The organism is Mesorhizobium sp. M0306 (assembly GCF_040321655.1).
Taxonomy (GTDB): domain Bacteria; phylum Pseudomonadota; class Alphaproteobacteria; order Rhizobiales; family Rhizobiaceae; genus Mesorhizobium.
The window spans coordinates 133,778-155,956 of record NZ_JAMYRY010000002.1; the positions used below are offsets into that span (position 1 = coordinate 133,778).

The window sequence follows — 22,179 nt, forward strand, 5'->3', positions numbered from 1 at the left end:
GCCATACGCGGTGTGCGACAGCAAAACGGCGCCCTGCGGCGCCGTTTCAGAAAAATCCATTGCCGGCTCACGTCAGGCGCTGACGTTGCCCTTCTTTTCCTTCTGCTCGGAATAGATGTAGAGCGGCCTGGCGTTGCCTGACACCACCTCTTCCGAAATAACCACTTCGCGCACGCCTTCTAGTGCCGGCAGCTCGAACATGGTGTCCAGCAGGATCGCTTCCATGATCGAACGCAGGCCGCGTGCGCCGGTCTTGCGCTCGATGGCGCGCTTGGCGATCGCCGAGAGCGCGTTCTCGTGGAAGGTCAGGTCGACATTTTCCATCTCGAACAGCCGCTGATACTGCTTGACCAGCGCGTTCTTCGGCTCGGTCAGGATCTGGATCAGTGCCGGCTCGTCGAGATCCTCCAGCGTGGCCAAGACAGGCAGACGGCCGACGAACTCGGGAATGAGGCCGAACTTCAAGAGATCCTCAGGCTCGACCAGGCGGAAAACATCGCCGGTGCGGCGATCCTCGGGCGAAGCGACGATGGCGCCGAAACCGATCGAGGTCTTCCTGCCGCGATCCGAGATGATCTTGTCCAGGCCGGCGAAAGCGCCGCCGCAGATGAACAGGATGTTGGCGGTGTCGACCTGCAGAAATTCCTGCTGCGGATGCTTCCTGCCGCCCTGCGGCGGCACGGAGGCAACGGTGCCTTCCATGATCTTCAAAAGTGCCTGCTGCACGCCCTCGCCCGACACGTCGCGGGTGATCGAGGGATTGTCCGACTTGCGCGAGATCTTGTCGATCTCGTCGATATAGACGATGCCGCGCTGGGCGCGCTCGACATTGTAGTCGGCCGACTGCAACAGCTTCAGGATGATGTTCTCGACATCCTCGCCGACATAGCCGGCCTCGGTCAGCGTCGTCGCGTCGGCCATGGTGAAGGGGACGTCGATGATACGGGCCAGCGTCTGCGCCAGCAGCGTCTTGCCGCAACCGGTCGGGCCGATGAGCAGGATGTTCGACTTCGCCAGCTCGACGTCGTTGTTCTTGCCGGCATGGGCGAGGCGCTTGTAGTGGTTGTGGACGGCCACCGACAGTACGCGCTTGGCGTAGGGCTGGCCGATGACGTAGTCGTCGAGAACTTTTAGGATTTCCTGCGGGGTCGGCACGCCCTCGCGCGACTTCACCATCGAGGTCTTGTTCTCCTCGCGGATGATGTCCATGCACAGTTCGACGCATTCGTCGCAGATGAACACCGTCGGCCCGGCGATCAGCTTGCGCACTTCGTGCTGGCTTTTGCCGCAAAACGAGCAATAAAGCGTGTTCTTGGAATCACCGCTGTTGTTGCCGACCTTGCTCATTTTCCTGTCCTTTCATGGCCGCCCGCCGATGGTCTGGTTGAAAGGGCGTATATTCAATCTATCGCGGGAATCCGCTGCCGCCAGTGCCCCGGCTCCCGCAACGCATTCCGTACGAAACACAAATCGGAAAACGGGGCAATGATTCGAACAACCCCACGCGCAAAGCTAAGCCGTCGAAAATCAACATAGCCTTAACGTAGGCAATTGCACCCGTCGAGGGAACAGCCAATTGTGGCCGAAATGCCGCAAGCTGCGCCAAAAGCGCGTGATCCCGCCACTCATTGCCACCGCGGGGCCACCGCGGACCTATAAGGCAATACCTTCGACCGGCTCACGTGACGAAATGACCTTGTCGATGAGGCCGAAATCCCTGGCCTCGTCGGCAGTCATGAAATGGTCACGGTCGAGCGTTTTTTCAATCTCATCGTAGCTCTTGCCGGTGTGCTTGACGTAAACCTCATTGAGGCGGCGCTTCAGCTTGATGATGTCCTGGGCATGACGCTCGATGTCGGAGGCCTGGCCCTGGAAGCCGCCGGAAGGCTGGTGGACCATGATGCGGGCGTTCGGCGTGGCAAAGCGCATGCCCTTCTCGCCTGCGGTGAGAAGCAGCGAGCCCATCGATGCGGCCTGGCCGATGCACAGCGTCGACACAGCGGGCTTGATGAACTGCATGGTGTCGTAGATCGCCATGCCGGAGGTGACGACGCCGCCGGGTGAGTTGATATAGAGGTTGATTTCCTTCTTCGGATTCTCCGCCTCGAGGAACAGCAGCTGCGCGCAGACCAGCGTCGCCATGCCGTCCTCGACCGGACCGGTGATGAAAATGATGCGCTCCTTGAGGAGCCGCGAGAAAATGTCGTAGGCCCGCTCGCCGCGATTGGTCTGTTCGACCACCATCGGAACGAGGTTCATGTAGGTTTCGACGGGGTTCTTCATGGACTATCCCTTTTTGAGGATGGGATTCCGGCGCCGGAGATTTGCAATCGGGCAGAATCGGTTCTGGATCGTTATTGTGTAAATAGGATGCCGGCTCACCCTAGCGCAAGGCCGCCTCTCCTAGCCATCCGGTTAAGTCGAATCAAGGTTTCCAAACCAGTTTCGCCTGTCGCCGTGCCGGCAGCCCCTCTCCTGCGGTGGGAAGGGGCGCTCATGTCTGGCCGTTGTTTAGCAGTTTCTTAACCGCATCGCTTAACGAAAAGTGGTGAAACCGCTTTTTCCGGCCGCGGCTTGCCCTACAATCCAACGTTGAACCCGCTTCACGCAGTTCAAATAAGGGGGAGTGCGATGATCAGGAAAACTGCTTCCTTGGCCCTTACCGGCATCACCGTTCTCGGCATGGCGTCCGAGGCGGCTGCCGGCGGACGCGCGGTCGAATGCTACGAGCAGGTCAACCGGCCGGCCGTCTACGACACGCTCTACGAGGACGTGCTCGTCAGCCCAGCCGGCCAGCAGGTGGAATACGAGGCGCCAATCTACGGGACGCGCGAGCGCGTGGTCCAGATCGCGCCGGCGCGCGTCAGCTACGAGATCGTGCCCGCCATCACCCGCACCATCCACCGCTCCGTGAGGGTCGATAACAGCGGCTATTCCTGGGAATGGCGCATCATCAATGGCCGCAAGGTGCTGTGCAAGGTCAGGCACAGGGCGCGCTATGAACGCGTGGCCGAAATCGTCGTGGTTGAGCCGGAACGCCGGCGGCGCGTTGTCCTCCCCGCCGAATACGAGAGCGTCGCCGGAGAGGTGCTGGTGCGGCCGGAGCAGCGGCGCATCATCGACATTCCGGCGTCCTACCAGACAGTGGCTCGCCGCGTGGTGGTCAGGGAGGGCTCGTCGAGCTGGCGGCGCGTGCATATTCCGAGGCATTGCCGATACTAGGCGCTCAGGCCGCCTCGGCCCTGAGCCATTTCTTCAGGCCGTCGACATCGCCATTGCCGACGCAGGCCGCAACCCTTCTGCCAACTGCCGCGCCGAACTTGTAGCCGTGGCCGGAGCAGGCCGAGATAACCAGGCATTTGCCTTTCCGGTGGGCCAGGAACTTCTCGTCGGCGGTGAAGGTGTAGGCGCAGGTGACCACTTCGGTGACCTTGTATTCCGCGATGCGGGCAATCGGCGGCGAAAACAGGTTGCGGATCGCCTCACCCTCGCCCGGCACCGGCTGGCGGTTCCAGTCGGCATCGCTGGTCGGCACCCTGTGCAGGCCCGAGCCGAATTTCATGCTGGCGCCACCTGTCGGCGGGATTGCATAGCCGTCGACGCTGCCGCCGATGTCGAGGACAACGGGTGCAGCCTGCCAAGCTGCTTTCAGATCCGCCGGCGGTTCGACATAGGCGAGCGCGGTGCGCCAGGTTTTCAGTTGGCCATCCAGCTCCGGGAACAGTTTTAGCACCCAGGCGCCGGCAGCGACGATGATCCGGTCGGCCTGCATCGTTTCGCCGCTCGCAAGCACGACATGTCCGGCGTCGGCGTCGATCTCGACCACCTTGCTGTTTTCGTAGACATTGGCGCCATTCGCGCGCAGCCACGTGGCGAGGCCCCAGGCGATCTTGCGGCAGTGCAACGCGCCACCGTCCGGCGAAAAATACGCATAGCGGAACGAACCGGGCTGCGGGAACGGCCAGCGTTCGACCGCGGCGTCCGGTTCGAACAATTCGAACGGATAATTCCCGGCTTCCATGCCTTCGCGGTATTCCTCCGCCTCATCTCCCGGCTCCCGCGAAATACAGATGAAGCCGCGCGGATCGAGATGGCTTTCGCCGAGATCGGCCCACATCTCGTCCCATGCTTCGTAGGCTTCGGTGATCAGCCGGCCGTAGCCCGTTCCGGCCCGGTAGGCGCGGCGGATAATGCGATGATGGTCGCCCGACGCTGCAAGCGGATTGGGAATCGGTCCCTGCTCGACGATCGAGACGAGGTGACCGGCCTTGACCAGAGACCACGCTGTGGAAAGCCCGGCAATGCCCGCACCGACCACGATCACATTCATGAAACCGTCCTTCCGCAACCGCTTCGGCGGCTCACCTCTCGGGAGGGCCAACATACGGTCTGGCACCAGACTGGCAAGCCGCGCTAATGATCTGGCATGACCGAATTGAAGCCGCCCTACCTTGCCTTTGATCCAGCCACGCGTCGCCTGCGGCTCGATCCGCACGAGCCGGCTTTTTTCCAGGACCCTTACGAAGCTTACACCTTCCTGCACGGCGCATCGAACGCCTTCGTCTGGGAAGAATTTGGTTTCTGGTGCTTTGGCGGCTTCGACGACGTCAACCGTCTGTTGCGCGATCGCCGCTTCGGCCGGCAGAACCCGGCCGGCATTCCGGACAGCCGGGGCATCGGCCAGGACCGCACGCATCTCAGCGCCTTCGACGGCGTCGAGGCCAATTCGATGCTGGAGCTGGAGCCGCCCGTCCACACACGGCTCAGAACGCTGGTCAACCGCGCCTTCGTCTCGCGCCAGGTTGAGCGGCTCAGGCCGCGCGTCGAGGCGCTGGCCAACGAACTGATTGACCGTTTCGAACCAGGAGGAGTCGACCTGCTGCCGGCGTTCGCCGCTCCCTTGCCGATTACCATCATTGCGGAAATGCTCGGCGTGCCGGTCGACATGGGGCCGCAGCTGCTCGACTGGTCGCATCGGATGGTCGCCATGTATATGCATGGCCGCACCCGCGAGACCGAAGAGACGGCCAATCGCGCCGCGCGCGACTTTTCCGATTTTCTGCGCGGCTACGTCGCCGAGCGGCGAAAGAGGCCGGGCGAGGATCTTCTGTCGCTGCTGATTGCGGCACAGGAGGACGGCCAGAAACTGTCGGAGGACGAACTGGTGTCCTCGGCAATCCTTTTGCTCAATGCCGGTCATGAGGCAACTGTCCACCAGACCGGCAATGCGGTGCGCTCGATCCTTGCGCAAGGCGGCGACCCGCGCCGCTTCTTCGCCTCACTGGAAGCAACAGCCGCGACGGTCGAAGAGTGCCTGCGCTTCGACGCGCCGCTGCACATGTTCACGCGCTACGCCTATCAGGAGGTCGAGGCCGGGCCGGGGATCATCGTCCAGCCGGGCGAGACGATCGGGATGTTGCTCGGCATGGCCAATCGCGACCCTACTGCGTTTGCCGAGCCCCTCGCCTTCAGGCCGGACCGTGCCGACCAGAAGAACGTATCGTTCGGCGCCGGCATCCATTTCTGCATCGGCGCGCCGCTCGCCCGGCTCGAACTGCAGGTGTCGCTGAAAACCCTGTTCGAGCGCTTGCCGCGGCTCCATCTCGCCGAACAGCCACGCTTCCGCGACAGCTATCATTTCCACGGGCTGGAAACGCTCGCGGTACGCTTTTGAGCATTCGATCCGGCAGGCTCAGCCGCAGGGTGATCAAAGCTTGATCACATACTCCTTGCGAGTCGTTTCAAGCACTTCCCAGCTGCCCTTGAAGCCCGGCCTCAGCACGAAACTATCGCCGGCCCCGACAGTGCGCGCATCGCCGCCGTCTTCGGCGATCACCGAGACCCCTGAAAGGATGTGGCAGAACTCCCACTCATCATATTCGATGCGCCATTTGCCTGGCGTCGCTTCCCATATGCCGGCATAGAGGCCGCCGTCCTGCTCCTCAACATTCCAGGTGCGGAATTTCGGATCGCCCGAAATCAGGCGATCCGGCGCCGGTGCGCCAAGCTCCGGTTCGACCTTGTCGACGCCGACGGAAAGAAATTTCGGCCTGGTCATGGCGATCAAACCTTGGCGAGAGCCTGTTCCAGATCGGCGACGATGTCGTCGACATCCTCGATACCGACCGAAAGCCTGACCGTGTCCGGCCCTGCCCCGGCGTTGATCTTCTGCTCGTCGGAAAGCTGGCGATGCGTGGTCGATGCCGGGTGGATGACCAGCGACTTGGTGTCGCCAACATTGGCCAGGTGCGAGAACAGTTCGAGCGCTTCGACGAATTTGATGCCCGCCGCGTAGCCGCCCTTCAACCCGAAGGTGAACACCGCGCCGGCGCCAAGCGGCGAGTACTTCTTCTGCAACGCGTTGTTCTTGTCACTGGGCAGGCCGGGATAGGACACCCAGGCGACCTTGGGGTGGTTGGAGAGCCATCCGGCGACCGCCGCCGCGTTGTCGCAATGGCGCTGCATCCTGAGCGGCAAGGTTTCCAGGCCAGTCAGGATCAGGAACGCGTTGAACGGCGAAATCGCGGCGCCGATATCGCGCAGGCCGAGCACGCGGGCGGCAATGGCGAAAGCGAAATTGCCGAAGGTTTCGTGCAGGACGAGGCCGCCATATTCAGGGCGCGGCTCCGAAAGCATCGGATATTTGCCCGACTTCGACCAGTCGAAGGTGCCGCCGTCGACGATGGCGCCGCCGATCGAATTGCCGTGGCCGCCGATGAACTTGGTCAGCGAATGCACGACGATGTCGGCGCCATGTTCGATCGGCCGCAGCAGATAGGGCGAGGCTAGCGTGTTGTCGACGATCAGCGGCAGGCCGTGCTTACGGGCAATGTCGCCGATCTTCTCGATATCGACGAAGACGCCGCCCGGATTGGCCAGGCTTTCGATGAAGATCGCCTTGGTCCTGTCGTCGATCTGGCTCTCGAAGGTCGACATGTCATTGGTGTCGGCCCAGCGCACCTGCCAACCGAAATTCTTGAAGGCGTGGCCGAACTGGTTGATCGAGCCGCCGTAAAGCTTTGTCGCTGAAACGAAATTGTCGCCGGGCTGCATCAGGTTGTGGAAGACCAGCACCTGCGCGGCATGGCCGGAGGCGACGGCAAGGCCTGCCGTGCCGCCTTCGAGTGCCGCGATGCGCTCTTCCAGCACCGCTTGGGTCGGGTTCATGATGCGGGTGTAGATGTTGCCGAACGCCTTCAGCCCGAACAGCGAGGCGGCATGGTCGGCATCGTCGAAGACGAAGGAGGTCGTCTGGTAGATCGGCGTCGCTCGCGCCCCTGTCGCCGGATCCGGCTTAGCGCCGGCATGGACGGCGAGCGTATTGAAACCGGGCGTGCGGGCCATCGAAAACCTCCCTCAATGGTGAATGGTGAATGGTGAATGGTGAATGGCAAAGTCGGCCAGCCCCACCCTCATTGCAAGCGGCTCATATGCCGCCTTGCCCGCCTTTCAGAAAAATCCTTCTATTCACCATTCACCATTCACCATTCACTACCTACTTCTGGCGAACGCCGAAACTCTGGAACCCCGGGCGCATCAGCGGCTTCTTCGAGGACAGCACGCCTGAATTGACGCCGGTCCAGCCGATCTCGCCGGACAGCTTGCCATATTCGATCTTGGGGCAACGGTTCATCACCACCTTAATGCCGGCGGCTTCGGCGCGCGCGGCCGCCTCGTCATGGCGTATGCCAAGCTGCATCCAGATGACCTTCGGCAGCGGATCGAGCCGCAACACCTCGTCGACAATGCCCGGCACGGCAACGGAAGCGCGAAAGACGTCGACCATATCGACCGGCTCGGGAACATCAGCAAGCCTGGCATAGGTCATCCGGCCGAGGATTTCCTTGCCGGCCTGGCCGGGATTGATCGGGAACACCGAAAACCCCTTGCCGAGCAGATATTTCAGCACGAAATAGCTCGGCCGAACGTCATTGGCCGACGCGCCGACCATGGCGATGGTCTTCACCGAATTGAGGATGCCGGCGATATAGGCGTTGTCGTAGGCGTCGTGGTTCATGCCTCGTCCTCATACAGCGCTTCGGCGAGAAAACCATCTGGATCGTTGCAAAAATTGCGCATCATGCGGAAATGGTCGGTATCGCTAAAATCGGTGGGGTCGAGCCCGGACCGGCTGATGCGGAACAGCCGCGCGCCGGGACAGGCCATCAGCAGCGGCGAATGCGTCGCCATGATCACCTGTGCCGTGCCGGACTGGTCCATCCGCCGCAGCATCTTGAGAAGTTCGATCTGCCGCGTCGGCGACAAGGCGCTTTCGGGCTCGTCCAGGATGTAAATGCCTTGCCGGCGGCAGCGCTCCTCGAAGAACCTGATGAAGCCCTCGCCATGCGACCAGGACAGGAAGTCGGGCGGCGCCTCATGTGCGTCGATGGCAGCCTGATCGAGATAGCGGGCGACCGAATAGAAGGATTCGGCGCGAAAGAACCAGCCTGCGGTGACCTTCGGCAGCCAGTGGCCACGCAACGTTGCCGCCAGCGCCGCGCCGCTCTTGTCGATGGCTCGGGAGTGGTCGACCGGCATGTAGCCCTTGCCGCCGCCAGCTTCATCGTAGCCGGCCAGCGCGCCGATCGCTTCGAGCAATGTCGATTTGCCGGTGCCGTTCTCGCCGACGATGATGGTGATCGGCGTGGTGAATTCGAGCTCGAATTCGTGGCCGTGAAAGATCGGCAGGTTCCAGGGATATTTTTCCCAATCGACGACCCGGCCGGGCTCGATCAGGATACGCTTGAGATAGGGCGCCTTCAGCCGCGTCAGTTGCTTGCGATGAGCCAGAGGGAACCTCGTCAAGCCGGCAGCGAAATCGATCCGTCTTCCGCGATCGGAAAAGCCGGATTGTGCGCCACTTCCCAGACATGCCCGTCGGCATCGGCGAAATAGCCATACCAGCCGCCCCAGAAGGCGCGTTGCGCCGGCTTGACGATACGGCCGCCGGCCGTCTCGGCCAGCGCCAGCACTGCATCGACCTCGGCGTCGGAGCGGGTGTTGTAGGCAAGGTAAACGGCCGACGGCGCTTTGCCGAAGGTCACGCCTGAATCCTCCTCGGCGCTTGGGCGCGGAAACAGGGCAAGGATGGCGCCGCCCATCTGGAAGAAGGCAACGCCGTCGGTGATCCCAGCGCGGCGGGTCAGGCCCATCGCCTCATAAAAGCGCGTGGCGCGGTCGAGATCGTCCGTGGCGATGGTGATGATGGAGATGCGCGGTTCCATATCCGCCTCCTATTCCTCCGGCCATTCCGGCTTGCGCTTGCCGATGAAGGCGCCAATGCCCTCTTCCGCATCGCGCGCCAGCATGTTCTCGACCATGACGCGCCCAGTGTAATCATAGGCCTCGGCCAGCCCCATTTCCGCCTGCTCGTAGAAGGCTTCCTTGCCGATCTTGACGACCAAGGAGGATTTGGACGCAATGGTTTGCGCGTATTTGGTGACGATCTGATTCAGATATTCGCGCGGCACGACGCGGTTGACCAAGCCGAATTCCTTGGCGGTTGCCGCATCGATCGTCTCGCCGGTCAAAAGCATCTCCATGGCGTGCTTGCGCGAGACATTGCGCGACAGCGCCACCATCGGTGTCGAACAGAACAGTCCGATATTGACGCCAGGCGTGCAGAAGGTCGCCTCGTGCGAGGCGATGGCGAGGTCGCAGCTGGCGACCAGCTGCGACCCGGCCGCCGTCGCCAGTCCGTCGACTTCGGCGATCACCGGCTTGGGATGGCGAACGATCGCCTGCATCAGTGAAGCGCAGGCGGAAAACGTCTTTTCGAAGAAGGCCCTGCCGCGATCGGCATCGGCGCGATGCGTGCTCAACTCCTTGAGGTCGTGCCCGGCGCAGAACACTTTGCCGGCCGCCCCAAGGACGATGACGCGGACGGACTTGTCGGCCTTGGCGCGGTCGAGTTCCGTCATCAGCGCCGCCATCACTGCAAGCGAAAGAGCATTGGCCGGCGGATTGGCGAGCGTAAGGCGCAGCACGCCCTTATCCAGCCGGGCGGCGACCGGCCCTTCGGCAACGGCAGGCTTGATGGCGACGATTTCGGCCATGATCGTTCCTCCGCGATTCCGGATCGGTGATGGACTAATCTAGTATGCGGGTCTCGCTTCGTCCAACACCCCGCTTCTGCAATAATGAATGGCTGTTGCCAGAAACGGCACGCTACGCTCATACAGGCAGGCGCAAACGAGAGACCGACATGCCTGCTCAAAGCAATCTCAAGCCGGTGCTGACGGCTGCCGAAATCAACGCGCTGATGGCGACCGTTTTCCCGCAACTCAACGACCAGTTCACCTTCTATGAGGCGTTGGAGGTGTTTCCAGGCGGCTGTATCGTGCGGCTCAATGCAGACGAGCGCCATTTGCGTCCCGGCGGCACCGTCTCGGGTTCGTCGCTGTTCACGCTGGCCGACATAGGCGGCTATGTCTGCGTGCTCTCGCATGCCGGGCCGGATGCGCTTTCGGTCACCACCAGTCTCAACATCAATTTTGTCCGGAAGGCCGAGGCCGGGCCGATCGACGGCTATTGCCGCATCCTCAAGCTCGGCAAGAGCCTGATGGTGTTCGATATCGACATCGTCGCCGGCCCGGAGGGACACACGGTAGCGCACGCAACGGGCACCTATTCGATCCCGCCAAAGCGGATTGGCGATGTGGTAAAATAACACCTTATTCTCAAGCCATTGTTTTTGTTTGCTTTTACCCCAGAGATGGCTTTTCACGCGCCTTGACGTAGTCGCCGCTCTCTCCTATAAGCCCTCACGGAACAGCGGCCCGCAAAGGCCGCCGTTTTGTTATTGGCGACGGCAAGTGCCTTTCGCCAATCCAAGCAACAAGAAACGCCTTCTTTGAAGGTCCGAACCGAAAGCAACAATCCATGGCAACCTTTTCGCAGAAGCCTGCGGATGTGGTGAAGAAGTGGGTGCTGATCGACGCCGAGGGTCTCGTCGTCGGCCGTCTCGCCACTGTCATCGCCAATCATCTTCGCGGCAAGCACAAGCCCACCTTCACCCCGCACGTCGACGACGGCGACAACGTCATCGTCATCAATGCCGACAAAGTGGTGTTCACCGGCAAGAAGTTCACCGACAAGGTCTATTACTGGCACACCGGCCACCCCGGCGGCGTCAAGGAGCGCACCGCGCGCCAGCTGCTCGAGGGCCGCTTTCCCGAGCGTGTCGTGGAGAAGGCCGTTGAACGCATGATCCCGCGTGGCCCGCTCGGCCGTCGCCAGATGAAAAATCTCCGCGTCTATGCAGGCACGGAACATCCGCATGTCGCCCAGCAGCCCGTCGTCCTCGACGTGGCCAAGCTGAACGCCAAGAACAAGAAGGTTTCGTAAAATGGCTGAGCTTTCCTCGCTCGCAGAACTCGGAACTGCCACCGGCAACACCAACACCCAGCCGGCAGCACCCGTCCATGTCCAGAAGCTCGACAAATCGGGCCGCGCCTATGCTACCGGCAAGCGCAAGAACGCCATCGCCCGTGTCTGGGTGAAGCCCGGCTCCGGCAAGATCGTCGTCAACGACAAGGTGTTCGCCGAATATTTCGCGCGTCCGGTGCTGCAGATGATCCTCAACCAGCCGATCATCGCCGCCAACCGCGCCGGCCAGTACGACATCGTTGCCACCGTCATCGGCGGCGGCCTCTCCGGTCAGGCCGGTGCCGTGCGCCACGGCATCTCCAAGGCGCTGACCTATTACGAGCCGGCGCTGCGCGCCGTGCTCAAGAAGGGTGGCTTCCTGACCCGCGACAGCCGCGTCGTCGAGCGCAAGAAATACGGCAAGGCGAAGGCCCGCCGGAGCTTCCAGTTCTCCAAACGCTAAGCACTGCGCAATTACACACTATCAAAAGGCCGCCTCCGGGCGGCCTTTCTTTTCGTGCAGAGCCATCACCCATCGGGCGCGGCTCGTACGCATGCTGGCGGACTTCAGACTTTGATGAAGTCAATGAACGCCCGCAGCGGCGCCGGCACGAGGCGCCGGCCGGGATAATAAAGGAACGGCCCGGAGAAGCTCTGCCACCACGGTTCAAGCACCGGTTCGAGCGCCCCGCTCTCGAAGTGAGGGCGCAGCCAATCCTCGAACAGGCTGACGATGCCTGTGCCGGCGATGGCTGCATCGACCTTGAGGTCGGTCGCCCCGCCCAGTGTCACGAGAAGCGGCCCACTTGGGTCGACCCGCACCACCTCGCCGTCGCGCTCGAATTCCCACGGCGGCATCGCACGGTTGGCGAAGCGGCCGCGCAGGCAGGCGTGGCCGAGCAGATCGCGCGGGTGCTGCGGGCGGCCGTGACGATCCAGGTAGGCAGGGCTGGCGGCGGTGGCGAAGCGCTGCACTCGCGGTCCTATCGGCACGGCGATCATGTCCTGCTCCAGCCGCTCGTCATAGCGGATGCCGGCGTCGCAGCCCGCCGCCAGCACATCGACAAAGCTCTCCTCGGCGACCACCTCCAGCCGGATGCCGGGATAGGCGGCAAGGAACCGCGGGACGATGCTGGGCAGGACCAGCCGCGCCGCGCTGACCGGCACGTTGAGGCGCAGCGAGCCGGCCGGCCTGTCGCGAAAGCCGTTCACCACGTCCAGCGCTGATTGCACCTCGGTCAAGGCTGGACCGAGCCGCGCCAGCAGACCTTCGCCGGCTTCCGTCAGGACGACGCTGCGGGTCGTCCGGTTGAGCAGCCTGACACCGAGCTGCGTCTCCAGGCGGCGCACCGCCTCGCTCAAGCCGGACGCACTGCCGCCGCTGGCGCGTGCCGCATCCCGAAAACCTTTGGCGCGCGCTACGGCCACGAAGGCGTTCAGATCCCCGAGATCAATCTGCATTGTTCGTCATTCCGCACAGCCCGTGCGAATTGTACCCAATTATCACGAGATCGGACAGCGTCTATCTGTGCACCATCCCTGAAGGAGAAAGACCATGTCCAGCGTCGACCAGTCCGGTACATTCATCCTCGGCGACCGCAAGGTGAGACGGCTCGGCTACGGCGCCATGCAGCTCGCAGGGCCCGGCGTCTTCGGCCCACCAAAGGACCACGATGCGGCATTGGCCGTGCTGCGCGAGGCCGTTGCGCAAGGCGTCAATCACATCGACACCAGCGACTTCTATGGCCCGCACGTCACCAACTTGTTGATCCGCGAAGCGCTCGCACCCTATCGCGACGACCTCGTTATCGTCACCAAGATCGGCGCCCGGCGCGGCCGGGACGGAGCATGGCTGCCGGCCTTCTCGGCCGAAGAGCTGACCAAGGCGGTGCACGACAATCTGCGCAATCTCGGGCTCGACGTGCTGGAGGTGGTCAACCTTCGGGTCATGTTCGACGCGCATGGCCCCTCCGAAGGGTCGATCGAGGCGCCGCTTGCGGCACTCGCCGAGCTTCAGCGACAGGGCCTCGTGCGTCACATCGGGCTGAGCAACGTCACCGCTGCGCAGATCTCCGAAGGCCGCAGGGTTTGCAAGATCGTCTGCGTGCAGAACCAGTACAATCTGGCGCATCGGGGCGACGATGCGTTGATCGACGACCTGGCCCGCGACGGCATCGCCTATGTGCCGTTCTTCCCGCTTGGCGGCTTCAACCCGCTGCAGTCGTCGACCTTGTCCAAGGTCGCCGCACGCCTCGGCGCCACGCCCATGCAGGTCGCGCTCGCCTGGCTGCTTCGCCGCGCGCCCAACATTCTTCTGATCCCCGGCACGTCTTCAGATGCGCATCTCAGGGAGAACCTCGCCGCGGGCGATCTCGCGCTGCCGGAAGATGCGCTCGAGGCGCTGGAGGGCGTGGCGATGGCGGCCTGAGAGTGCGGTAGATCACCGAAAGCGGTCACGAGCTAATCTCCCCAAGTGGGTTCCCGTGCCGGGGAGATGGCCGGCTGGACAGAAAGGGCGCGAAGGCGCGCGACCTTGCAGGCGGACAGCCGAGGCGCTGAAGGACAGTCGCATTTTTCTACCGCCACGCCACATTTTGTTCTTGCTTTGTGCCGGCAGCTATGCTACTAATCTCGGTATGGTGCTGATTGCGCCGACGACCCGCCCATCGTGGCGGGTTTTCTGTTTCTGGGTTCCTTCGAAAGTTTTAGCGCTGCCGGCCTGGGGCCGGCGCGACAGCGCTCCCCTCTGCCTGCCGGGCATCTTCCGCACAAGGGGGGAGATCGCAAATTCTCGTCGCGCCGGTCTAGTTGATGCTGGCCGTGTTGGCCGGCTCGGCAGGTCGCTTCTCATCGGCATAGGGCACGCGAAAACCGTTCGCCGCCAGCCAGCCGATCGCGGCCTTCGGTTCGTCGGTCTGGATGATGGTGGCGCCGCGCTCGACCCAAAAGCCGTAGGTCTCGCGCGGCAGGCTGGCCGCGACCGCCAGCTCGTCGCCGCGGCCGCCGGCGAGGAAGCCACCTGGCTTGTTGACGATGGCATAGGTGTCGGCCCAGATGTGCCAGTCGCCCCTCACCGCCAGCGCGCGCATGTGCGGGCTGAACAGCGGACCACCGGTCTCGGTCAGCGTCTCTGATCCTGCGCGCCAGTTGATCATCTCGACCGCGCGCACTGGGAAGGCCCGGCTGACTTTCTCGGCAAACATGGGGTCGCGAACCGCATCATCGGCGATGATCGGCATGAACTGGAAGCCGCTGCCGATCGCGTCCATGGCAGCCTTGACCGTGGCGATCCGCTCCGCATTCCACAGGTTCTCCTTGACGATCACCTGTTCGGCCATGCCGAGGTCGCGCGCAACCGCGACCATGCCGACGAGGCTTTCGGTATCGAGCTTGTTGTCGAGATTGATGAGGATCCTGTCCCTGGTCGTCATCAACATCTCGCGCAACGTCGAGACCGTCTCGCCCGTAACGGCGCCGGTGCCTTCGATCACCAACCGGCACGTCTTGAGTTCGGCCAGCGTGCGGTTGACCGCCTCACCCTTGCAATTCGTCGTGCGGTCGAGCCAGCTGTCATGCATGACGACGAACTGTCCGTCCTTCGAGCGTCTGATATCGACCTCGACGATTTCGGCGCCCATTGCGATCGACGCCTCGACGGCGGCGATCGAGTTTTCGGGATAGAGCGTCTTGCCGGATTGCATGCCACCGGCACGGTGCGCAGCCACCATCACATGATCGCGCCATTGGTTGGCGTGCTCGAAGCGGTCGAGAATCTGCCTGGCGCGCGTTTCGCCTGCCGATGCATGGCCAAGGGAGACCGCCAGCGCCGCGGAAAGCAGAAGGCTCAGCCAAATCGTTCGCATGAGAATCGCTCCGTACCGGGATCGCACCCCGGTTAAGCGATGCCCGTGACAGGCAGGTGAACGAAGCCGGCTTGCAAAATGCCGGAAAACCAGGTCAGCGCCGGCCGAAGCAGCCGTTGGCGGCTACTTTCGGTTGCTTGCCAGGCAATCTCCTGGCCAGCCATGCGGAGCGCGTCTGGCAAGCAAGAATTTGTGACCGGGCTCGAATGGCCTCGGTTCTCCGAAGGAGTCGCAATTCTGAGAATTATGTCCAATAAGGTTGCGCGTCGACGCACAGGAGATCGCTTCATGCCGCCAAGGACCATCGATCATGCCTTCACGACCCGCTCCAGGACGGGCGCGTCGTTCGAGCCGACCTATGCCGGCGCGCTGTCGTTCATGCGGCGCAAATATTCGAAGGACGTGAAGGACGCCGATGCGGTGGTGTGGGGCATTCCCTTCGACGCTGCGGTCACCAATCGGCCGGGCGCCCGTTTCGGACCGCAGGCGATCCGCCGCGCCTCGGCCATCCTCGACAACGATCCGCAATATCCGTTTTCGCGCGACCTGTTCGAACAGCTTGCTGTGATCGATTATGGCGACTGCCTGCTCGACAGCGGCAATCACCAGAAGACGCCTGCCACGATCGAACGCGAAGCGGCGAAGATCCTGAAATCCGGCGCGTTTCTGCTGTCACTCGGCGGCGATCACTTCGTCACCTGGCCGCTGCTCAAGGCGCATGCCGCCATCCACGGCCCGCTGGCCCTGGTGCAGTTCGACGCACATCAGGACACTTGGCCCGACGACGGCAAGCGCATCGACCACGGCTCCTTCGTCGGCCGTGCGGTCAAGGAGGGCATCATCGACCCCGACCGGTCGATCCAGATCGGCATCCGCACCCATGCGCCCGACACGTTCGGCATCAAGATCCTGTATGGCCATGAAGTGGAGGAAATGCGAGCATCCGACATCGCCTATGCCATCGTCGACCGTACGGGCGGCAAGAAGACCTATGTCACTTTCGACATCGATTGCCTGGATCCGGCTTTTGCGCCCGGCACCGGAACGCCGGTCGCGGGAGGCCCGTCTTCGGCAAAGATCCTGTCGGTGCTGCGCCAGATCAACCAGGTCGATATCGTCGGCGCCGACGTCGTCGAGGTTGCGCCAGCCTATGATCACGCCGATATAACGGCAATTGCCGGCTCGATGGTGGCCATGCACTATCTCGGGCTGCTGGCGGAACGAAAGGCCCGGCTCGAGGAAATGAACCAGGGCAATCACAGCGTTGCCGGATTGAATCAGGCAAGCGGCATATAGCTTTGAGACAACAGGAATTTTGACAGGCAATGAAACCGAAAATCTTCATCGACGGCGAGCACGGCACCACCGGCCTGCAGATCAGGGCGCTGCTTGCCGAGCGCGGCGACCTGGAAATCATCTCGATCCCGACCGAGCGCCGCAAGGAAACGGCAGCGCGCGCCGAGTTCCTCAATGCCGCCGATGTCGCGATCCTCTGCCTACCGGACGCGGCCGCGAAGGAAAGCGTTTCGTTGATCGCCAACGACACCACCAAGGTGATCGACGCCTCGACGGCGCATCGCGTTGCCGAAGGTTGGGAATATGGTTTCGCCGAAATGGACAAGGACCAGGCGAGGAAGATCGCTTCGGCGAAGCGCGTCGCCAATCCGGGCTGCTGGCCGCAAGGACCGATCGCGACGCTGCGGCCGCTGGTTGCGGCGGGGCTGTTGCCGGCCGATTTTCCGGTCACCGTCAACGGCATTTCCGGCTATTCCGGCGGCGGCCGGCCGATGATCGAGGATTATGTCGCCAAGGGCGAGGATGCGCCGGAATTCCTGCCCTACGGGCTGACGCTGCAGCACAAGCACGTGCCTGAGCTCAGGACCTATGCCAAGCTTTCGCACGATCCGATCATGCAGCCGGCGGTCGGCAATTTCGCGCAAGGCATGATCACCGTGGTGCCGCTGCAACTCGGCGGCCTCGACCATGTGCCGACCGGCGCCGAGCTTCACGCGGCGATCGCCGATCATTTCGCTTCCATCGATGGCGGCGTGGTCGAGGTGGCGCCGTATCTGCATCAGGAACGCATGCCTGGCATCGATCCGGAGATCTACAACGGCACCAACAGGATGAAGCTCTACGTCTTTGCCAATGACGACAGGGCGCAGGCGCTGCTGCTTGCCGTCTACGACAATCTCGGCAAAGGCGCCTCGGGTGCCGCCGTGCAGAACATGGATCTGATGCTCGGCCTCTGAATGGACGTGCCGGCATTTCCGAAGCGCTGGAAGGTCGGCGCGCCCGAACCCGTCGCCGAAACGTTCAGCAGCCGCATCTGGAAGGTTGCTCGCGAGGACGGCTCACCGGCAATCGTCAAGGACCTAAAGCCTTTCGACGATGTCGAGGACGAGTTGCGTGGCGAGCATTTCCTCGCCTGGCGACGCGGCGAAGGCGCGGTGCGGCTGCTCGGCAGCGACGGCCACCGCATGCTGCTCGAATACGCCGGCGAAACCTTGCTGTCACAGATCATTGCGGATCAGGACGACAATGCCGCCACCACCATCGCGGCGGAGGTGATGGCCAAGCTGCATTCGCCTTCGACGCACCCTGCCCCGCCGGACCTTCAGCCGCTGCGGACACGGTTTTCCAGCCTGTTCAAAATGGCGAAGGCCGATCGTGCCGCCGGCGAAAGGAGCCTGTATGTCCAAGCTGCCGAAATCGCGGAACGGCTGTTGTCCAATCCGCATGACGCGCGACCGCTGCATGGCGATCTGCATCACGACAACATCATGCACGGTCCACGTGGCTGGCTGGCGATCGATCCGAAGGGCGTTCTCGGCGACCCGGGCTTCGATGCCGCCAACATGTTCTACAACCCACTCGACCGAGACGATCTTTGCCTCGATCCGCGGCGGATCACCCATATGGCGCAAGTCTTTGCCGCAACGCTCGGCCAGACGGCGCCCGCCATACTGGACCACGCCATTGCCTATGGCTGCCTGTCGGCTGCATGGCACCATGAAGATCGCAATGCGGTCGACGAAAACCGCGAGCTGGCGATTGCCGCGGCAATCCGGCGGGTGCGGCTCAGCCTCTGAGAGCAATCTCGTGGGGCAGCGGGTAAGCGCCCTTGGTACCGCGCCAATGCGCGGCGGCGAAGCCCAGCAGAACCAGCGCGAATGCCTGATGCGTCAGGGCCATGTGCAGCGGCACCTGCATCAATAGGGTGCCGATGCCGATCGACGCCTGCACCACGACAATCAGGAACAGCAGCGTCGCGCGCCGGGCATGCGTCGTGCCCGGCAGGCGCCGGCGTGTCGCGATCATGTGCCAAAGCGCGACCGCGAAGATCGTGTAGGCGCCGACCCGGTGGACGAATTGCACCGTCTTCGGGTTTTCGAAGAAATTGCGCCATGCCGGCTCGAGCAGCAGCAGGTCGCCGGGGACCAGCTTGCCGTCCATCAGCGGCCAGGTGTTGTAGCTCAAGCCGGCATCGAGCCCTGCGACCAGCCCGCCGAGATAGATCTGGACCAGCGCCAGCAGCACCAGAAAGCCGGCCACACGTTGCGTCGAGCGGCCGGCGGCAGGTTCCGAGTGCGGCGCCAGCCCACGCGCGACCACCATGGTCGCCGTGAAGATCAGCGCCGCCAGCGTCAGATGCGTCGCCAGCCGATATTGGCTGACCGAAACCCGGTCAACCAACCCGGACGCCACCATCCACCAGCCTATCGCGCCCTGCAGCCCACCGAGCAGGAGGATGCCCGACAATTTCGTGCCGAGGCCGCGCTCGATGCGGCGCGTCGCCCAGAAGAACAGCAACGGCAGGGCGAAGACCACGCCGACACTACGCGCCAGGACGCGGTGCACCCATTCCCACCAGAAGATCGATTTGAACGCCTCGATGCTCATGCCCTTGTTGAGTTCGGCATATTGCGGGATCTGCTGGTAACGCAGGAACTCCTCCTGCCACTCGGCATCATTGAGCGGCGGGATGACGCCGTGCATCGGCTGCCATTCGGTGATCGAAAGGCCGGAATTGGTGAGCCTTGTAGCGCCACCGACCAGTACCAACGCAAACAGCACCAGGAGCACGACATAGAGCCAACCGCGTACCAGCGCGCGGTTGCGAAGGTCGCGATCGCGGGCGGCGAAAGGCGCGGCATCGGATATGGCAGCAGCCATGGGTTTGTCCCGGCAGTTGAGGTCGCGGATTGGTGAACCATCGCAACCCGGCTTGCAAGGCCGGGCGGCGCGGCACGCCGTCGCGCCGTTTCTGGCGGGTTGCGCGCATCGGCTGTTCGGCCTAAGCGATAGCGATCAACGAGATCGCGCCATGCCCATTCGCCTGAAAAAGCTGATCGGAAGCTTCCTGCTGGTAGTGCTGGTCATCGTCTATGCGCTGGTCGCATCGATCGTGGCGGTTGCCCAACTGGCGCAGTCCGGGCCGCTGGCGCACTTCATCTTCTTCCTGCTCAGCGGGCTTTTGTGGGTGCTGCCGGCGATGGGCATCATCAAATGGCTGATCCTGGAGCCGCGCCCGAAGAGCCGAGGCAACAGTTAGATCGTCACCACCGTCTTGCCGGCATTGGCCAGCGGCGTCGTCACGCCCGACAACATTGTTCGGATGTGGGCGACGCTCTGATAGCGGCCATTGACCGAAATGCGCGGCAGGGCATGCAGGAACCCGGCATGCTCGGCGCGGAGTATGCCGTGGCGGGTCGTCACCGCCGAGGCATAGCCGGCATCGCGGACAAGGCTCACTTCGCGACGGCCGACGGCGCCGGCATAACCGTAGGGATAGGCGAAATGGCGCGGCTCCTCGCCGAGTTTGGCCTGCAATATGCGCTTGACGTCGCCGATCTCATGTCGCGCATCGCTCTCGGAAAGCCGCTTCAGATTGCAGTGGTTGACGCTATGCGCGCCGATCGTCACCAGCGGGTGCTCGGCCATGGTGCGGATCTCGTCCCAGTTCATCAGCGTGCTCGGGCGCGGACCGCCCAACTCGATGCCGTTCGAGCGCGCCAGATCGCGCAACACCGCACGCTGGTCCTGCTCGCGCACCTTCAGCGTCAGATGAGCGTGCAGGCGCGCATTGGCCTGGACCTTTTTTCCCGGACTCGAGCAGTCGATCGTCACCGGGCCATCCGGCGTCGTCAGCGTCAGGCGATCGCGCGCATTGACGATGTCCTCGACCATGTCCCACCACAAATCGGCAGCGCCGTCGATCAGTCCCGGCGCGACGTAGATGGTGATCGGCGCGCCGTGCTTCTCCAGCACCGGCAGCGCCTCGGTCATGTTGTCTCGATAGGCGTCGTCGGCGGTGATCGTCGCGAACTGGCTGTCCTTGTCGCCAGCCTCGATGCGCTCGATCGCTTCGTCCAGCGTGACGAAACTGTAGCCGTTCGCCTTCATGTCGGCGATCACGGTGTCGAGAAACCCAGGCGCGATGTTCAAGTGGCGGTTGACGCCGTTCGGCTTTTCCGGTGTCGCGGTGACCCGATGCAGCATCAGGATGGCGCCGAGGCCGCCGATAAACGGCTTGGCCAGCGGCGCGAGACCGGAATAGCGGGCGAGATTGAGCGCCAGTTTGCGGATTGCCTCGCCCCCGTCGATCATTCATTCACCTTTTGCGCCTAAGCTCATCAAGCATGGAATGCGCCTGCGCGGACCCCCAATCGCGACGAATACGCCCTAAGGATTGAGGTATGGTTGACGCCACCGCGTCATTTGACGGCAATCGGCTGGCAAGCAGCGAGGCGTCGCCGTGTGCCTTGCCGGCCGGCAAAGCCGGTCTGTCAACCTCGGTCGCCGACAGTGCGGCGCTGGCGGCGTACGCCGAATTCTGCCGTTCGGCGCTTTTTGCCCCGGCGCAGAGCGCAGGCTGGATCCTGAACTGGGCCGCACATACCGGCGCCGACGTTGTCGTTGCGACGCTGCGCGCCGACGACAGGCCGGTTTTCTCGCTGGCGCTGGAGGTCACTCGCAGTGGAGCGTTCCGCGTCGCCCGCTTCATGGGCGGCCGCCATGCCAACGGCAATTTTGCCGCCGCCGACCCGCAATGGCTGGCGAGTGCCGATAGCGCGGCGATCCGTACTATGCTGGCTGCGATTGCCAAGGCGCGGCGCGACATCGATCTTGTCGCGCTAGAGCGGCTGCTGCCCGATTTCGACGGCGTACACAACCCGCTCTCCGCCTTGCCGCATTTTTCGAGCCCCAATCTGTCGCTGGCCGCTGGTCTTGCAGGAGGGTTTGATGCACTGCTCACCCGGGTGAGTGGCAAGCGCAGGCGCAAGAAGCATCGCTCGCAGGCGCGCAAGTTCGAGGCCGTCGGCAGCTGTCGCCGCATCGAGGCGAAGACTGCGGACGAGGTGAACAGGCTGCTCGACGCCTTTTTCGAGATGAAGGAATTCCGCTTCCGCAAGATGGGCATCGCCAATGTTTTCGGTGAGGCGGAGGTGCGCGCTTTTTTCCGCTCGCTGTTTACCGACGCGCTCCAAGAGGAAGATCCGTCCTTCGTGCTGCATGGGCTGGAAGTCGCCGGCAAGCTTCGTGCAGTCACCGGATCGAGCCGCTCGGGCAAGCGGCTGATCTGCGAATTCGGGGCGATCGCCGAGGATGACCTCGCACATACCAGCCCCGGCGACTTCCTGTTCTTCGAGAACATCCAGGAAGCCTGCGAGGCGGGTTTTGAAATCTATGATTTCTCAGTCGGCGACGAACCCTACAAGCGATTGTGGTGCGACCTCGAAACGCAGCATTTCGAGGTGCTGGTTCCGCTGACGCTGAAGGGTCGGGGGCTGGCGCTTGTGCTCAGGCATGGCGCGCGCGCGAAGGCCTTCATCAAGCACAGGCCGACAGTCTGGAAGCTGACCAAGCTGCTGCGCCGCAAGGCCGCGGGGCAGACAGTGCCGGCCGCGGGCGAAGACGACAGCTGATTTCGATTTGAGAAAACTGC

General features: G+C 63.1%; 24 protein-coding genes. 11 read left to right on the forward strand and 13 right to left on the reverse strand.

Annotation, left to right across the window (positions count from 1 at the left end; genetic code table 11):
• Positions 1-72: 72 nt before the first annotated feature.
• Together clpX and clpP are read right to left on the reverse strand one after the other, a co-directional pair.
• Positions 73-1,347, reverse strand: coding sequence for an ATP-dependent Clp protease ATP-binding subunit ClpX (gene clpX, locus NKI95_RS05575; protein ID WP_006332719.1), 1,275 nt, complete (start codon positions 1,345-1,347; stop codon positions 73-75).
• A gap of 306 nt (positions 1,348-1,653) precedes the next feature.
• Positions 1,654-2,283, reverse strand: coding sequence for an ATP-dependent Clp endopeptidase proteolytic subunit ClpP (gene clpP, locus NKI95_RS05580; protein WP_352516802.1), 630 nt, complete (start codon positions 2,281-2,283; stop codon positions 1,654-1,656).
• Between the two features lie 348 nt (positions 2,284-2,631).
• On the opposite strand from clpP, the gene NKI95_RS05585 reads away from it, so the two are divergent.
• A complete protein-coding gene (locus NKI95_RS05585) occupies positions 2,632-3,222 on the forward strand; it encodes a hypothetical protein (protein WP_352714767.1) in 591 nt (196 codons plus the stop codon).
• 4 nt (positions 3,223-3,226) lie between these two features.
• Here the strand turns inward: NKI95_RS05585 and NKI95_RS05590 are convergent, their stop codons facing one another.
• On the reverse strand, positions 3,227-4,330 hold the full coding sequence (locus tag NKI95_RS05590; protein ID WP_352714769.1) for an NAD(P)/FAD-dependent oxidoreductase: 1,104 nt from the start codon (positions 4,328-4,330) through the stop codon (positions 3,227-3,229).
• A gap of 96 nt (positions 4,331-4,426) precedes the next feature.
• Between NKI95_RS05590 and NKI95_RS05595 the strand changes: the two genes are divergently transcribed.
• On the forward strand, positions 4,427-5,674 hold the full coding sequence (locus NKI95_RS05595; RefSeq protein ID WP_352714771.1) for a cytochrome P450: 1,248 nt from the start codon (positions 4,427-4,429) through the stop codon (positions 5,672-5,674).
• A 33-nt stretch (positions 5,675-5,707) separates the two neighbouring features.
• Here the strand turns inward: NKI95_RS05595 and NKI95_RS05600 are convergent, their stop codons facing one another.
• The 6 genes from NKI95_RS05600 to NKI95_RS05625 all read right to left on the reverse strand — a co-directional run bounded on the left by NKI95_RS05600 (position 5,708) and on the right by NKI95_RS05625 (position 10,055).
• Positions 5,708-6,058 carry a cupin domain-containing protein gene (locus NKI95_RS05600; RefSeq protein ID WP_352714773.1) on the reverse strand — a complete coding sequence of 117 codons (351 nt, stop codon included), beginning with the start codon at positions 6,056-6,058 and terminating at the stop codon, positions 5,708-5,710.
• Positions 6,059-6,063: 5 nt separating this feature from the next.
• A complete protein-coding gene (locus tag NKI95_RS05605) occupies positions 6,064-7,344 on the reverse strand; it encodes an O-acetylhomoserine aminocarboxypropyltransferase (protein ID WP_352714775.1) in 1,281 nt (426 codons plus the stop codon).
• Between the two features lie 151 nt (positions 7,345-7,495).
• Positions 7,496-8,017 carry a CoA-binding protein gene (locus NKI95_RS05610; RefSeq protein WP_352714777.1) on the reverse strand — a complete coding sequence of 174 codons (522 nt, stop codon included), beginning with the start codon at positions 8,015-8,017 and terminating at the stop codon, positions 7,496-7,498.
• Complete coding sequence (locus tag NKI95_RS05615; protein WP_352715225.1) at positions 8,014-8,790, reverse strand: AAA family ATPase; 777 nt, start codon at positions 8,788-8,790, stop codon at positions 8,014-8,016. The genes NKI95_RS05610 and NKI95_RS05615 overlap by 4 nt, the downstream gene beginning before the upstream one ends.
• An 11-nt stretch (positions 8,791-8,801) precedes the next feature.
• Positions 8,802-9,224 carry a VOC family protein gene (locus NKI95_RS05620; protein WP_352714778.1) on the reverse strand — a complete coding sequence of 141 codons (423 nt, stop codon included), beginning with the start codon at positions 9,222-9,224 and terminating at the stop codon, positions 8,802-8,804.
• 9 nt (positions 9,225-9,233) lie between these two features.
• A complete protein-coding gene (locus tag NKI95_RS05625) occupies positions 9,234-10,055 on the reverse strand; it encodes an enoyl-CoA hydratase (RefSeq protein WP_352714780.1) in 822 nt (273 codons plus the stop codon).
• A gap of 149 nt (positions 10,056-10,204) precedes the next feature.
• On the opposite strand from NKI95_RS05625, the gene NKI95_RS05630 reads away from it, so the two are divergent.
• From NKI95_RS05630 to rpsI, 3 genes are all read left to right on the forward strand, one after another.
• A complete protein-coding gene (locus NKI95_RS05630) occupies positions 10,205-10,669 on the forward strand; it encodes a PaaI family thioesterase (protein ID WP_352714782.1) in 465 nt (154 codons plus the stop codon).
• A 212-nt stretch (positions 10,670-10,881) separates the two neighbouring features.
• Positions 10,882-11,346, forward strand: a complete 465-nt coding sequence (rplM, locus tag NKI95_RS05635) for a 50S ribosomal protein L13 (RefSeq protein WP_023674645.1) — start codon at positions 10,882-10,884, stop codon at positions 11,344-11,346.
• Between the two features lies 1 nt (position 11,347).
• Positions 11,348-11,830 (forward strand): 30S ribosomal protein S9, encoded by a 483-nt coding sequence (gene rpsI, locus NKI95_RS05640; protein ID WP_023717316.1) that lies wholly within the window; start codon positions 11,348-11,350, stop codon positions 11,828-11,830.
• 104 nt (positions 11,831-11,934) lie between these two features.
• Here rpsI and NKI95_RS05645 read toward each other — a convergent pair whose 3' ends face one another.
• A complete protein-coding gene (locus NKI95_RS05645) occupies positions 11,935-12,828 on the reverse strand; it encodes a LysR family transcriptional regulator (RefSeq protein ID WP_352714783.1) in 894 nt (297 codons plus the stop codon).
• A 94-nt stretch (positions 12,829-12,922) separates the two neighbouring features.
• Between NKI95_RS05645 and NKI95_RS05650 the strand changes: the two genes are divergently transcribed.
• A complete protein-coding gene (locus NKI95_RS05650; protein WP_352714785.1) occupies positions 12,923-13,795 on the forward strand; it encodes an aldo/keto reductase family oxidoreductase in 873 nt (290 codons plus the stop codon).
• A gap of 376 nt (positions 13,796-14,171) precedes the next feature.
• On the opposite strand, the gene NKI95_RS05655 is transcribed toward NKI95_RS05650, so the two are convergent.
• Positions 14,172-15,230 carry a glycerophosphodiester phosphodiesterase family protein gene (locus tag NKI95_RS05655; protein ID WP_352714787.1) on the reverse strand — a complete coding sequence of 353 codons (1,059 nt, stop codon included), beginning with the start codon at positions 15,228-15,230 and terminating at the stop codon, positions 14,172-14,174.
• Positions 15,231-15,518: 288 nt separating this feature from the next.
• Here NKI95_RS05655 and speB point away from each other — a divergent pair, with 288 nt between their 5' ends.
• Genes speB through NKI95_RS05670 form a run of 3 tightly spaced genes read left to right on the forward strand, consistent with a single transcriptional unit; the run spans position 15,519 to position 18,322 of the window.
• Entirely contained in the window at positions 15,519-16,526 is a 1,008-nt protein-coding gene (gene speB, locus NKI95_RS05660; protein ID WP_292654214.1) for an agmatinase, read from the forward strand.
• Positions 16,527-16,555: 29 nt separating this feature from the next.
• Complete coding sequence (gene argC, locus NKI95_RS05665) at positions 16,556-17,482, forward strand: N-acetyl-gamma-glutamyl-phosphate reductase (RefSeq protein WP_352714789.1); 927 nt, start codon at positions 16,556-16,558, stop codon at positions 17,480-17,482.
• Positions 17,483-18,322: an aminoglycoside phosphotransferase family protein gene (locus tag NKI95_RS05670; protein WP_352714791.1), complete on the forward strand. Its 840-nt coding sequence runs from the start codon at positions 17,483-17,485 to the stop codon at positions 18,320-18,322.
• Here the strand turns inward: NKI95_RS05670 and NKI95_RS05675 are convergent.
• Entirely contained in the window at positions 18,312-19,406 is a 1,095-nt protein-coding gene (locus NKI95_RS05675) for a COX15/CtaA family protein (RefSeq protein ID WP_352714793.1), read from the reverse strand. The genes NKI95_RS05670 and NKI95_RS05675 overlap by 11 nt on opposite strands.
• Before the next feature lie 151 nt (positions 19,407-19,557).
• Between NKI95_RS05675 and NKI95_RS05680 the strand changes: the two genes are divergently transcribed.
• Positions 19,558-19,785 (forward strand): DUF2842 domain-containing protein, encoded by a 228-nt coding sequence (locus tag NKI95_RS05680; RefSeq protein WP_352715228.1) that lies wholly within the window; start codon positions 19,558-19,560, stop codon positions 19,783-19,785.
• Here the strand turns inward: NKI95_RS05680 and NKI95_RS05685 are convergent.
• Positions 19,782-20,840 carry a polysaccharide deacetylase family protein gene (locus tag NKI95_RS05685; protein ID WP_352714795.1) on the reverse strand — a complete coding sequence of 353 codons (1,059 nt, stop codon included), beginning with the start codon at positions 20,838-20,840 and terminating at the stop codon, positions 19,782-19,784. The genes NKI95_RS05680 and NKI95_RS05685 overlap by 4 nt on opposite strands.
• Before the next feature lie 89 nt (positions 20,841-20,929).
• Between NKI95_RS05685 and NKI95_RS05690 the strand changes: the two genes are divergently transcribed.
• A complete protein-coding gene (locus NKI95_RS05690; protein ID WP_352714797.1) occupies positions 20,930-22,159 on the forward strand; it encodes a GNAT family N-acetyltransferase in 1,230 nt (409 codons plus the stop codon).
• Positions 22,160-22,179: the final 20 nt, after the last annotated feature.

Coding starts and splice junctions, on each gene's coding strand:
- NKI95_RS05585 (WP_352714767.1), top strand. CDS start 2,632: ATGATCAGGAAAACTGCTTCCTTGGCCCTTACCGGCATCACCGTTCTC.
- argC (WP_352714789.1), top strand. CDS start 16,556: ATGAAACCGAAAATCTTCATCGACGGCGAGCACGGCACCACCGGCCTG.
- NKI95_RS05675 (WP_352714793.1), bottom strand. CDS start 19,406: ATGGCTGCTGCCATATCCGATGCCGCGCCTTTCGCCGCCCGCGATCGC.
- NKI95_RS05630 (WP_352714782.1), top strand. CDS start 10,205: ATGCCTGCTCAAAGCAATCTCAAGCCGGTGCTGACGGCTGCCGAAATC.
- NKI95_RS05625 (WP_352714780.1), bottom strand. CDS start 10,055: ATGGCCGAAATCGTCGCCATCAAGCCTGCCGTTGCCGAAGGGCCGGTC.
- NKI95_RS05605 (WP_352714775.1), bottom strand. CDS start 7,344: ATGGCCCGCACGCCCGGTTTCAATACGCTCGCCGTCCATGCCGGCGCT.
- speB (WP_292654214.1), top strand. CDS start 15,519: ATGCCGCCAAGGACCATCGATCATGCCTTCACGACCCGCTCCAGGACG.
- NKI95_RS05600 (WP_352714773.1), bottom strand. CDS start 6,058: ATGACCAGGCCGAAATTTCTTTCCGTCGGCGTCGACAAGGTCGAACCG.
- NKI95_RS05680 (WP_352715228.1), top strand. CDS start 19,558: ATGCCCATTCGCCTGAAAAAGCTGATCGGAAGCTTCCTGCTGGTAGTG.
- clpX (WP_006332719.1), bottom strand. CDS start 1,347: ATGAGCAAGGTCGGCAACAACAGCGGTGATTCCAAGAACACGCTTTAT.
- NKI95_RS05685 (WP_352714795.1), bottom strand. CDS start 20,840: ATGATCGACGGGGGCGAGGCAATCCGCAAACTGGCGCTCAATCTCGCC.
- NKI95_RS05645 (WP_352714783.1), bottom strand. CDS start 12,828: ATGCAGATTGATCTCGGGGATCTGAACGCCTTCGTGGCCGTAGCGCGC.
- NKI95_RS05670 (WP_352714791.1), top strand. CDS start 17,483: ATGGACGTGCCGGCATTTCCGAAGCGCTGGAAGGTCGGCGCGCCCGAA.
- NKI95_RS05655 (WP_352714787.1), bottom strand. CDS start 15,230: ATGCGAACGATTTGGCTGAGCCTTCTGCTTTCCGCGGCGCTGGCGGTC.
- NKI95_RS05620 (WP_352714778.1), bottom strand. CDS start 9,224: ATGGAACCGCGCATCTCCATCATCACCATCGCCACGGACGATCTCGAC.
- rpsI (WP_023717316.1), top strand. CDS start 11,348: ATGGCTGAGCTTTCCTCGCTCGCAGAACTCGGAACTGCCACCGGCAAC.
- NKI95_RS05690 (WP_352714797.1), top strand. CDS start 20,930: ATGGTTGACGCCACCGCGTCATTTGACGGCAATCGGCTGGCAAGCAGC.
- NKI95_RS05595 (WP_352714771.1), top strand. CDS start 4,427: ATGACCGAATTGAAGCCGCCCTACCTTGCCTTTGATCCAGCCACGCGT.
- NKI95_RS05590 (WP_352714769.1), bottom strand. CDS start 4,330: ATGAATGTGATCGTGGTCGGTGCGGGCATTGCCGGGCTTTCCACAGCG.
- clpP (WP_352516802.1), bottom strand. CDS start 2,283: ATGAAGAACCCCGTCGAAACCTACATGAACCTCGTTCCGATGGTGGTC.
- rplM (WP_023674645.1), top strand. CDS start 10,882: ATGGCAACCTTTTCGCAGAAGCCTGCGGATGTGGTGAAGAAGTGGGTG.
- NKI95_RS05610 (WP_352714777.1), bottom strand. CDS start 8,017: ATGAACCACGACGCCTACGACAACGCCTATATCGCCGGCATCCTCAAT.
- NKI95_RS05650 (WP_352714785.1), top strand. CDS start 12,923: ATGTCCAGCGTCGACCAGTCCGGTACATTCATCCTCGGCGACCGCAAG.